This window comes from Pseudoalteromonas sp. B131b (genome assembly GCF_037162545.1).
Taxonomy (GTDB): Bacteria; Pseudomonadota; Gammaproteobacteria; order Enterobacterales; family Alteromonadaceae; genus Pseudoalteromonas; species Pseudoalteromonas fuliginea.
On record NZ_JARLUZ010000001.1, the window covers coordinates 2,135,415 to 2,147,458 of the forward strand.

Annotated in this window: 5 protein-coding genes and 4 pseudogenes; 6 read left to right on the forward strand and 3 right to left on the reverse strand. The window is 41.0% G+C overall.

Annotated elements, in window-relative coordinates; translation table 11 throughout:
• Positions 1-3 precede the first annotated feature (3 nt).
• Both cydB and P4S65_RS09770 read right to left on the reverse strand, forming a co-directional pair.
• Positions 4-1,142 (reverse strand): annotated as a pseudogene (gene cydB, locus P4S65_RS09765) (cytochrome d ubiquinol oxidase subunit II).
• Positions 1,139-2,721, reverse strand: a pseudogene (locus P4S65_RS09770) (cytochrome ubiquinol oxidase subunit I). The pseudogenes cydB and P4S65_RS09770 overlap by 4 nt, the downstream one beginning before the upstream one ends.
• Positions 2,722-3,022: 301 nt before the next feature.
• Between P4S65_RS09770 and lpxB the strand changes: the two are divergent.
• The 6 genes and pseudogenes from lpxB (at position 3,023) to P4S65_RS09800 (ending at position 10,972) form a co-directional block, all read left to right on the forward strand.
• Entirely contained in the window at positions 3,023-4,180 is a 1,158-nt protein-coding gene (gene lpxB, locus P4S65_RS09775) for a lipid-A-disaccharide synthase (protein ID WP_007376798.1), read from the forward strand.
• The gene (rnhB, locus tag P4S65_RS09780; protein ID WP_096792712.1) at positions 4,170-4,772 is read left to right on the forward strand and encodes a ribonuclease HII; all 603 of its coding nucleotides are present in this window, start codon (positions 4,170-4,172) and stop codon (positions 4,770-4,772) included. Before lpxB ends, rnhB begins: the two co-directional genes overlap by 11 nt.
• 2 nt (positions 4,773-4,774) lie before the next feature.
• Positions 4,775-8,266, forward strand: a complete 3,492-nt coding sequence (gene dnaE / locus P4S65_RS09785) for a DNA polymerase III subunit alpha (protein ID WP_033028549.1) — start codon at positions 4,775-4,777, stop codon at positions 8,264-8,266.
• 16 nt (positions 8,267-8,282) lie between these two features.
• Positions 8,283-9,239: an acetyl-CoA carboxylase carboxyl transferase subunit alpha gene (gene accA / locus P4S65_RS09790; protein ID WP_008133897.1), complete on the forward strand. Its 957-nt coding sequence runs from the start codon at positions 8,283-8,285 to the stop codon at positions 9,237-9,239.
• Between the two features lie 82 nt (positions 9,240-9,321).
• A pseudogene (gene tilS / locus P4S65_RS09795) lies at positions 9,322-10,625 on the forward strand (tRNA lysidine(34) synthetase TilS).
• Positions 10,625-10,972: a hypothetical protein gene (locus P4S65_RS09800; RefSeq protein WP_008133901.1), complete on the forward strand. Its 348-nt coding sequence runs from the start codon at positions 10,625-10,627 to the stop codon at positions 10,970-10,972. Before tilS ends, P4S65_RS09800 begins: the two are co-directional and overlap by 1 nt.
• Positions 10,973-11,080: 108 nt before the next feature.
• On the opposite strand, the pseudogene P4S65_RS09805 reads toward P4S65_RS09800, so the two are convergent.
• Positions 11,081-11,976, reverse strand: a pseudogene (locus P4S65_RS09805) (GGDEF domain-containing protein).
• Positions 11,977-12,044 lie beyond the last annotated feature (68 nt).

Here is a 12,044-nt window from a genome sequence, read left to right on the forward strand (position 1 = left end):
TCCTTAATAGCTACCGTGAGTGTTGTTTTCAATTTCTTCTACCGTTACTCTGCGCCACATTTTTACGTAACACCAAGTAGTGTAGGACAAAATTAGTGGTACAAAAATACACACTGCAATAAACATTATATTGAGCGTTTTATGGCTCGATACCGCATCCCAAATTGTTAAGCTAATATTAGGGTTGTTGATAGATGGCATAATAAATGGGAACAGTGAAACACCGGCCGTCATAATTACGCCAATTAACATTAAGCTTGTTGAAATAAGACCAAGTGCAGGTTTATTTAATTTTGAAAACACAAGTGCACTTAATGCCATTGCAAAGGCTAAAATAGGGAAGGTCATTGTCCACGGACGGGTGCTGTAATTACTTAACCAAGCACCTTGCGCTGTAGTGACTACTTTAGCTAGAGGATCTGCATGACTTTGTGTATCAGCCATAGATACAATTTGGTATCCCGTTAAATTAGCAACCCAAAAGCCAGCTGCAGCAAATAACACGATAAACACAATCAGAGAATAGCGACCATATTGACCCGAACGCTCTGCAACCACACTTGCTGTGCGAAGTTGTAACCACATACCCGCATGCGCAACTAACATGGTAATACTCACTAAACCTGCAAGTAATCCAAATGGGTTAAGCAAGCCAAAAAATGAACCTTGGTAGCTAACACGCATAAGGTTATCAATATTAAACGGTACGCCTAAAAATAAATTACCAAACGCAACACCAAAAACTAATGCTGGAATCGCGCTGCCTGCAAGCAAACCCCAATCCCAGTTATTGCGCCAGCGTTTTGAATCTACTTTACTGCGGTAATCAAACCCAAGTGGTCTAAAAACAAAGCAAAGAGTACTAGCATCATGGCAAAGTAAAAGCCCGAAAACGCGGCAGCATAAACCATGGGCCACGCTGCAAATAACGCGCCGCCTGCAGTTATAAACCATACTTGGTTACCATCCCAATGCGGGCCAATTGTGTTTATTACTGTGCGGCGCTCTGAATCTGTTTTACCAACGAGGCGAAGTAACATAGCAACGCCCATATCCATGCCATCGGTAATAGCAAAACCAATAAGCAGCACACCAATGATCAACCACCAAAGCATTTTTAATGTTTCATAATCAAAAATCATGATTGCTCTCCTTCAGTTTGATCAGTTTTGTTTGGTAATTCAAAATGATACTTACCAGTATGTAGCGAGCTTGGTCCTTGCTTAACAAAGCGGATCATCAACCAGCCTTCAACAATGGCTAAACCAGTATAGAAAATAACAAACCCAGTTAAGCTAATTAAAATATCATTTACTGTTAGTGACGACGTGGCTAAAAAGGTCGGCAGTATTTCAGATATAGCCCAAGGTTGACGACCATACTCGGCAACAATCCAGCCAAATTCAATCGCTATCCAAGGTAGTGGAATACTCAATACGGCAGCCCATAACAACCAGCGTTTTTGCTCAATAACGCGATGTGCGTTGTAGTAAAAAGCCAATATAAATACACCAAGCATGGCTACACCACAGGCAACCATAATCCTAAATGACCAAAACATAGGCCCTACTTTAGGAAAAGAGTCTTTAACTGCTTTTTGAATTTGCTCTTCAGTCGCATCTACAACATCAGGTGTGTAGCGCTTAAGTAGCAAGCCATAACCTAAATCATCTTTTAGAGTATTAAATTTGGCAATATTATCTGGCGTATCTTCACCGTTTCTGAGTTTTGTAAGGTATTCATAAGCAATCATACCGTTGCGAATACGTACTTCATGTTGTTTTTCTAGGTCGTTAATACCCGTTACTTGCTCATCAAGTGAGCGCGTAGCAATTAACCCAAGTGCGTAAGGTATTTTAACCGCCGCATGTGTTACTTGCTCTTCTGAATCAGGAAAACCAAATGCGGTAAACGCAGCCGGAGCTTCTTCTGTGTGCCATTCGGCTTCAATTGTGGCAAGTTTCACTTTTTGGACTTCGCCTACTTCGTAGCCTGATTCGTCACCGAGTAAAATTACACATAAAATTGACGCTAACCCAAAGCCTGATGCGACTGAAAAAGAACGTTTAGCGAATGCTAAATCACGGCCTTTTAATATGTACCAACTGCTTATGCCTAGAACGAACATAGATGCAGCTACATAACCTGCCGATACGGTATGAATAAACTTAACTTGGGCTACAGGGTTAAACACAAGCTCTGCAAAACTGGTCATTTCCATGCGCATGGTTTGATAGTTAAATTCAGCGCCTACTGGGTTTTGCATCCAACCGTTGGCAATTAAAATCCACAGCGCCGACATGTTGGTACCAATGGCCATTAAAAAGGTTGCACCTAAATGTTGGCGTTTAGAGAGTCTATCCCAGCCTAAAAAGAACATACCTACAAAGGTCGATTCTAAAAAGAATGCCATTAAACCTTCAATAGCAAGGGAGCTCCAAAAACATCACCTACGTAATGCGAGTAATAAGACCAGTTAGTACCAAACTCAAACTCCATGGTAAGGCCTGTGGCCACACCAATCGCAAAGTTAATACCAAACAATTTTCCCCAAAACTTAGTCATATCACGATAAATTTCGCGACCGGTCATTACATAAACCGATTCCATAATAACTAAAATCCAGGTCATACCTATAGTTAACGGTACGAATAAGAAATGAAAGAGAGCGGTAACAGCAAACTGTAATCGCGATAGATCCACAAAGGTTTCATCTATCATTATTGGCTCCTTGAGAGTGACGGATTAACAGGGCAATGCTTAATTGGCAAAGTTAATATTTAATGAACTTTCAGTAATTACTGAAAGTTTGTAATATTATTTACGTTTGTGCAATTTTTGTCAATATGTATATTAGTAAAACTTAATATATATTTTATATGCTACATCAGTATTAAAAACAAACAACATAAAGGCTTAACTTAGGTGATAAAAAACCAGTTATTTAAAGCGTTTAATCAAACAGTAAAACACGGTAAACTAATAAGCATGAACGCCTGGTTTACTTGTGAAATAAAATCAAATGAATAAAGATAAAAAACAACTACGAATTGGTATTGTGGCAGGTGAACTGTCGGGCGATATTTTAGGTGAAGGCTTAATTAAAGCCCTTCAAAAGCACTTTCCGGACGCTATTTTTGAAGGGATAGCGGGGCCTAAAATGCAAGCGCAGGGTTGTAAAACACTTTACGACATGGATGAGCTTTCGGTAATGGGGCTTGTTGAAGTGTTAGGGCGTTTACCGCGTTTGCTTAAAATACGTAAACAACTCGTGCAGCATTTTGTAGATAACCCACCTGATGTATTTATAGGTATTGATGCACCCGACTTTAACTTACGAGTAGAAAAGCCGCTCAAAGATGCGGGTATTAAAACGGTGCAATACGTAAGTCCATCTGTTTGGGCGTGGCGCGAAAAGCGCATTCATACAATAAGTGCAGCGACTAACTTAGTTCTTGCATTGTTGCCTTTTGAGAAAGAATTTTATGATAAGCATCAAGTACCGTGTACGTTTGTGGGTCATACCTTGGCAGACGATATAGCACTTGAACACGACGACAGCAAAGCGCGTGAAGAACTCGGCTTAAGCCTTGATGACAAAGTACTGGCGTTGCTACCTGGTAGTCGAGGCTCTGAGGTTGGTTTACTAAGTGAAACTTACATTAAAACAGCTGAAAAGCTGCAAGCGCAAAACCCAAATCTTAAAATTGTGGTGCCACTGGTAAACGAAAAGCGCAAAGCGCAGTTTACTGAAATATTAAACGCCACCGCGCCCGACCTTAATGTTAATCTGCTTGATGGGCAATCAAAATTAGCGATGCAAGCTGCCGATGCTATTTTATTAGCGTCGGGCACTGCAACACTTGAAGGCATGCTTTATAAAAAGCCAATGGTAGTGGGTTATAAAATAAAGCCTTTGAGCTATTGGATTTTTAAAACTCTATTTACGTTTAATATTAAGTACTTTTCGCTGCCTAATTTATTAGCCGACGAAGAGCTAGTGCCTGAGTTTTTACAAAGTGAGTGTAATGTGACTAACTTAACAAACGCACTTACCCCTATGCTCAACACAGATAACAAAGCGCTAAAAGCACGCTTTTTAGCTATTCACGAAAAAATTAGATTAAATGCCAGTGAACAAGCAGCCAACGCTGTGGCGGAGTTAATAAATGCAAATTGATAGACCAAATGTAACCCTAATTGCCGGTGTAGATGAAGTTGGGCGCGGCCCGCTTGTTGGTGATGTAGTTACTGCCGCCGTTATTTTAGATCCCACTAAACCAATTGCTGGCTTAGCGGATTCTAAAAAATTAACGGATAAAAAACGCCAAGCACTGGCAATTGAAATTAAAGAAAAAGCATTGTGTTACGCATATGGTCGCTGCAGTCCAACAGAAATTGATGAATTAAATATTTTACACGCGACTATGCTTGCCATGACTCGCGCAGTGGAGGCATTAAGTACGCAACCTGAATTTGTATTTATAGATGGTAATCGTTTGCCAAAACTCACTATGCCAGCGCAAGCTGTTGTTAAAGGCGATAGCCTAGTGGCAGAAATTTCAGCAGCGTCTATTTTAGCTAAAGTAGCGCGCGATGACGAAATGATTGAGCTTGATAAACGCCACCCTGAATATGGTTTTGCAGGGCATAAGGGGTATCCAACTAAAGCGCATTTTGCAGCGCTTGAGCAGTACGGCGCGATTGACGAGCATCGTAAAAGCTTTAAACCTGTGCAGCGTGTATTGGCGCAAGCCAATGGTGAGGGCTAAGCATGGCTGCTCCTGATTTTGTTCATTTAAGAGTTCATTCAGATTTTTCGATGGTTGACGGCCTTGCTAAAACAAAGCCAATAGTCGCTAAAGCGCAAGAGCTGCAAATGCCCGCGATTGCGATTACCGACCAAATGAACTTTTGTGGTTTAGTGCGCTTTTATGGCGCAACACATAATGCAGGTATTAAACCTATAGTGGGTGCTGATTTTTGGGTTCGTAGCCCAGAATTTCCTGACGAGCCAAGCCGCTTAACCATATTAGCCAAAGACAACGACGGCTATAAAAATATTACCTTATTAATATCTAAAGCGTATCAACGTGGGCATGTATTTCATCGCCCTGTGATTGATCGTGAGTGGTTAGTTGAGCTAAAAGCAGGCTTAATTATTCTCTCGGGTGCTAAAGACGGTGATTTAGGTAAGGCGTTATTAAAAAATAATCCGAGTGTAATTGAATCGGTTGTTAGTTTTTATAAGCAGCATTTTAGCGATAACTACTACCTAGAGCTTGTTCGCACCAATCGCCCGCTTGAAGAAGATTACTTACACATGGCGGTAGAGCTTGCAGCTAAAGAGCAGTTACCTGTTGTAGCCACCAACGAAGTGGTATTTTTAAAACCTGAAAACTTTGAAGCGCACGAAATTCGTGTTGCTATTTTTGACGGTTACACACTTGATGATAAACGCAGGCCTAAACGATTCTCTGAAGAACAATACCTAAAAACACCAGAGCAAATGGCTGAGCTGTTTAGCGACATTCCTGAAGCGCTACAAAACACCGTAGAAATCGCTAAACGTTGTAATGTAACGGTTCAGCTAGGGACTTACTTTTTACCTGATTACCCAACTGGCTCACTTAAGATTGATGAGTTTTTAGTTAAAGTGTCAGAAGACGGCCTTGAAGAACGTCTACAGTTTTTATTCCCTGATGAAGAAGAGCGAAAAGTAAAACGCGTTGAATACGATGAGCGACTTGATATAGAGCTTGGCGTAATTAACCAAATGGGATTCCCAGGTTACTTCTTAATCGTAATGGAGTTTATCCAGTGGAGTAAAGATAACAATATTCCGGTTGGACCTGGTCGTGGTTCAGGTGCGGGTTCATTAGTTGCGTACGCGCTTAAAATTACCGATTTGGATCCACTTGAATTCGACTTGCTTTTTGAGCGATTTTTGAATCCTGAACGTGTATCAATGCCCGATTTCGACGTCGATTTTTGTATGGATAGACGAGACGAAGTAATTGATCACGTGTCGGCTTTGTATGGTCGAGATGCGGTTTCGCAAATTATTACCTTTGGTACTATGGCTGCAAAGGCGGTAATACGCGATGTTGGGCGAGTGCTTGGGCATCCTTATGGATTCGTTGATCGTATCTCAAAAATGATTCCAGGCGATCCTGGGATGACACTTGCTAAAGCGTTTGATATAGAGCCGCGCTTGCAAGAAGCCTACGATGGCGATAACGAAGTAAAAGATTTAATCGACATGTGTCGCATCCTAGAAGGGTGTACACGTAACGCCGGTAAGCACGCTGGTGGCGTAGTAATATCGCCAACCACGATTACCGATTTCGCCGCGCTTTATTGCGATGACGAAGGTAAGTTTCCGGTCACACAGTTTGATAAAAATGATGTAGAAACTGCAGGCTTAGTTAAGTTCGATTTCTTGGGTTTACGTACACTGACTATTTTGCAGTGGGCGGTCGATATGACCAACGTGCGCATGGAGCGCCAAGGTAAAGACCCTGTCGATATAAACACTATTCCACTGGATGATAAAAAAAGTATTGAGCTACTACTTCGCGCTGAAACGACTGCTGTATTCCAGCTAGAATCGCGCGGTATGAAAGACTTAGTACGCCGACTTAAGCCCGACTGCTTTGAAGATATGATTGCACTTGTGGCCTTGTTCCGCCCAGGTCCGCTGCAATCAGGCATGGTAGATAACTTTATCGACCGAAAGCTGGGCCGAGAAGAAATCTCATACCCTGATGCGCAATATCAGCACGAAAGCTTAAAACCAATACTTGATCCAACGTACGGCATTATTTTGTATCAAGAACAAGTAATGCAAATTGCGCAAGTACTAGCAGGTTACACGCTAGGCGGCGCCGATATGCTTCGCCGTGCAATGGGTAAGAAAAAACCCGAAGAAATGGCAAAGCAGCGTTCAACATTTGAAGATGGCGCAAGAAATAACGGTATCGACGGCGAGCTCGCGATAAAAATCTTCGACTTGGTAGAAAAGTTCGCAGGTTACGGATTTAATAAATCTCACTCGGCAGCTTACGCACTGGTTTCGTATCAAACATTGTGGATGAAAACCCATCATCCGGCAGAGTTTATGGCTGCTGTAATGTCGGCCGATATGGATAACACCGACAAAATCGTTATTTTGGTGGATGAATGTGAAAACATGAAACTCACCTTATTACCGCCAGACGTAAATGCAGGTGAGTTTAAGTTTACAGTAAACCTTGAAGGTGAAATTGTTTACGGCATTGGCGCAATAAAAGGCGTGGGTGAAGCACCGGTTGATGCAATCCTAGAAGCGCGTGCAAAAGGCGGCCCATTTAAAGATTTATTTGATTTTTGTGCCCGCGTTGACTTAAAACGCTTAAATAAGCGTGTGACCGAAAAATTAATTTACTCAGGCGCACTTGATAAGCTTGGGCCTGAAAAAACGCAACCTGGACGTGCCACGTTATTGGCTAGTTTAAAAAGTGCAATGCGTGCGGCCGACCAACACAACAAAGCTGAGCTATTAGGGCAAAGTGACTTGTTTGGTTTATTAGCCACTGAGCCTGATGAAGTTGAACAAGCTTTTATTAAAGCCATAGGCCTCACTGATAACGAATGGTTAGAGGGCGAAAAAGAGACCCTAGGCCTTTATTTAACAGGGCATCCGATAAATCAATACCGCCGTGAACTTAAGCATTACACCAGTGGGAAAATAGTTGATTTACAGCCTACTAATCGCGATGTGTTTGCCACAGCTGCTGGTTTAGTGATTGCTTCTAGGGTGCTAATTAATAAAAAAGGAAATCGTTGGGCCTTAGTAACTTTAGATGACAAGAGTGCACGCATTGATGTACGCTTGTATTCAGACGAGTTTGAAAAGTACCAAGATATGCTCCAAGTTAATAATATCTTGGTAATATCTGGACAGGTCAGCTTTGATAACTTCTCTGGTGGTATTACAATGACCGCCAGAGAAATAAACACCATTGCTCAGGCGCGTGAAAAGCGTATTAAAGCGATTAAAATGACGCTGAACATGGTGCAAATCGAGGCTGGTTTCTTCGATAAATTACAAAAAGTACTCGAACCCTACAAAATGGGAACGTGTCCGATCAAGGTTTATTACCAACGTCCAGATGCGTTGGCACAATTAACTCTTGGGATCGAATGGTGTGTTACGCCAAGTGATGACTTAATTCATAAGTTATCGCTAATGGCGGCGCAAGATGTAGAACTGGAATTTAACTAATTAGGTAGTTTAGAGCATGAGCCTCAATTATCTTGATTTTGAGCTTCCGATTGCAGAATTAGAAGCGAAAATTGAAGAATTACAAAATGTAAGCCGCGCTGGCGAATTAGACCTTGGATTAGAAGAGGAAGTCAGCAAATTAAAAGAGAAAAGCGACCAGTTAAAAGGGAAGATATTCTCTGAACTTGGCGCTTGGCAAGTATCACAGTTGGCACGTCACCCGTTGCGTCCTTATACTCGAGATTATATCGAGCGTATTTTCACGGAATTTGACGAGTTTGCTGGCGATCGAACTTTTGCTAACGATCCGGCTATTTTAGGTGGTATAGCGCGTTTAGATGGCGAACCAGTAATGGTTATTGGCCAACAAAAAGGCCGCGACACTGCTGAAAAAATTAAACGCAACTTTGGTATGCCAAAGCCAGAAGGTTACCGTAAAGCATTACGCTTAATGGAAATGGCTGAGCGTTTTAAAATGCCAATCATGACCTTTATCGACACGCCGGGTGCATACCCAGGTGTAGGCGCTGAAGAGCGTGGCCAATCTGAAGCAATCGCACGTAACTTAAAAGTAATGGCGACACTTAAAGTGCCGACAATATGTACAGTTATTGGTGAAGGTGGTTCAGGCGGTGCATTAGCGATTGGTGTTGGCGACAGAGTTAATATGTTGCAATACAGTACTTATTCTGTAATTTCGCCTGAAGGTTGTGCGTCTATTCTTTGGAAAAGCGCCGACAAAGCACCCCTTGCAGCAGAAGCAATGGGTGTAACCGCAGAGCGCGTTAAAGAACTAGATTTAATCAGCAACTTAGTTGATGAGCCACTAGGTGGTGCGCACCGTAATTACGATGCTATGGCACGTAACTTAAAAGTGCGCCTAAAACGAGATTTAGCTGACCTACAAGCTCTTACGCTTGAAGAAATGCTTGATCAGCGTTACAAGCGTTTAATGTCGTTTGGCTATTGCTAAGCACATTAAATGTTAAAAAAAGCCGCTTATGCGGCTTTTTTACTTTAAAATACTCAGAGTTTTTATATTAAAGTGCGGACACATGTATATATCAGCAATTTATCAACAATTAAAAAAATCACTAAGTAGCTATATTGAGCAAGGTAAGACTGTTTTTACAGTTGCGTTATCTGGTGGCGTTGATTCTGTGGTGTTACTGCATTTAATGCGTGCGTTAAAAGAAGATAACCCTGTAATTGATGTATCGGCTATTTATGTTCACCATGGTTTAAGCCAGTATGCTGATGACTGGCAACGCTTTTGCAAAAACGTATGTGTTGAGCTCAATGTGCCTTTTGAAGCTGCGAAAGTGGTAATTGAGCAGCAGTCGCGCACGAGCCTTGAAGCCCAAGCGCGCGACGCCCGTTATAAAGCACTTGATGAACTAAGCCCACAAGGCAGCATTATTTTACTGGGCCAACATTTAAACGACCAAGTAGAAACGTTTTTACTGCGCTTAAAGCGTGGTTCGGGTTTAAAAGGGCTTGGCGCTATGCACCAAGCGCGTTTTCTACAAAGTGGCCGTGTGTGTTTCAGGCCGTTATTGAATGTAAAGCGAAGTGATATAGAAACCTTTGCGGCGCAGTTTAATATTAAGCATATTACTGATGACTCTAATACAGATGAGCGCTTTGATCGAAACTTTTTACGTTCCAAAGTTATTCCATTATTAGCCGAACGCTTTAATGGGTTTGAGCAATGTACAGCGCGAAGTATTGAGCTACTGCAGCAGCAACAAACATTACTAGATGAATATACTCAGCTTGATTTAAATAAGTGTATTAACCAGCATCAAGCATTGTGTATTAATAAAATAAGCGAATACAGCACTACGCGCATTGCAAATATAGTGCGTGCGTGGCTTGCATTATTTACACAAATTATGCCATCGCAAAAACAACTTGAGCAAATTATTAATCAAGCTATATGCGCTAAGAGCGATTCGCAAATGCTTATTGATTTGGCTGGTGGGCAAGTACGTCGCCATCAAGGCTATTTGTATTTTGTGAATCCATATCAAATATTACAAGATCAAATGCTTGTAAGTGATGAGCTTAAATTTAATGATGACCGTTTGCTAATAAAAAAAATGGCAAGGGTATTCGACCGCCGTTTAAGCATGAACAAGTTACTGTGCGTTTTAACTGTAACAATGCGCGGATCAAACCGGAAAAAAAACCAGGTGGTAATACATTAAAACATTGGTTTAAAGATGCAAAAGTAGCCCCTTGGTTACGTGCTAATGTGCCATTAATTTTTTATAATGACGAATTGGTTCAAGTGGTTGGCTACTTTATGAGTGCCAATCATCTTGACGAAACAGGTATTTTTTGGGAGTGTAAATAATGACAGAACAACCACATGTAGGCTTATCACTAGTAAACAAAGCACCACTGGGGATGTTAGTTACAGCTATCGTTGCGGTATTAGCTAATGCCTTGTTTTCGCTTAACCTAATTACTTTGGGTCACGCTATTGCTGGTGGAATATTATGTGGTGCATTATTACTGGCTTATTGGTTAGGTAAAGGTGGGCTGTTTTTTGTTTTAGGAGTCAGTACGCCGTTAATTTTAGTTTTATTCACGCCAATTGCAAAAAGTGCTGCATTGCTTAACTTAGTGAGTGGTTTCTTTTTTGGCTTTTGCTTAGTGCTTGTTATATATAGATTTTTACCAATAAAGTCAGAGCGTTAAGCCATGCTTTTTAGTGTGTTGTCCTGAGTTTTAAATAGGACAATACAGCAAAATAAAAAGCCTAACGGGGGAAGTTAGACTCTTCTATTTTAAATGTATTTTTAAATTTTAATATGCTTTAGCACAGTTTCTGCCCGAGGCCTTTGCTTTATACAGGCCTTTATCTGCGCGAGCAAATATCTCATTATCACAATCTTGACTGCTTGCTAAGGTAAAACCTATGCTGGTTGTTACGCCATATTGCGACATTAAACTTGATTCTCTAACAAGGCGCATGATCCGTTCAGCAACTACTTTGTTAGTTGTAAACTCAGGGTCTTCGATTAAAATTGAGAACTCATCGCCGCCAAACCTAAATACTGAGTCTGTACCACGAATACTGCTACATAAAACTTTAGCGAATTCTTTCAATGTATCGTCGCCCACTTTGTGACCAAAGTTATCGTTAACTTGTTTAAAGTTATCTAAGTCGAGCAGCATTAAGCTAAAAGGACGTTGGTAGCGGCGACAATTTTCGAGTTTTTGCGACAAAATATCATTAAATTGACTACGGTTATTTAATCCCGTTAAGGTATCTTTTGTCGCAAGTTTTAATACTCGGCTATACATCATCGCATTTCGAAGTGGGTAAATTAATGCGGTATGTAAAACGCGTAATTTTTTTCAATTACAGCACTAAGAGGATATTTACTAAAGTAAATTAGTTGTCCTAAGTGTTCTGCTGCTATTGTTAAGTCAAAAATATAGGGTGTATTGTTTGTATCACTATCTGATGTTTGCGCTGTGCCAAGTGTCGATTGAAACTGTATACCCGAAAAGTTTAGCAATTGTTTTGCGAACTTAGCATACATAGCTAAAACATCTTCAATAACTAAACTAGTTTGTAGTTCAGTAACAAGTTCGTGTGTTTCAGTTGGTTCATCTACACGTGTGTGTTCTGCCGAGAACGGCAAAAAATCACCGCGACCTGATACACGTTGTGTCAAAATATGGACGTTTTCCATTAAATTCTCCCCCGAGGGTGTTGCTTTACAATTACTAAGCTATTTTTATGCCATATTTTAAAACTGGC

What these genes read in the sequence shown, in the direction of transcription:
- lpxB (WP_007376798.1), top strand. Translation starts at nt 3,023, where the DNA reads ATGAATAAAGATAAAAAACAACTACGAATTGGTATTGTGGCAGGTGAA.
- rnhB (WP_096792712.1), top strand. Translation starts at nt 4,170, where the DNA reads ATGCAAATTGATAGACCAAATGTAACCCTAATTGCCGGTGTAGATGAA.
- dnaE (WP_033028549.1), top strand. Translation starts at nt 4,775, where the DNA reads ATGGCTGCTCCTGATTTTGTTCATTTAAGAGTTCATTCAGATTTTTCG.
- accA (WP_008133897.1), top strand. Translation starts at nt 8,283, where the DNA reads ATGAGCCTCAATTATCTTGATTTTGAGCTTCCGATTGCAGAATTAGAA.
- P4S65_RS09800 (WP_008133901.1), top strand. Translation starts at nt 10,625, where the DNA reads ATGACAGAACAACCACATGTAGGCTTATCACTAGTAAACAAAGCACCA.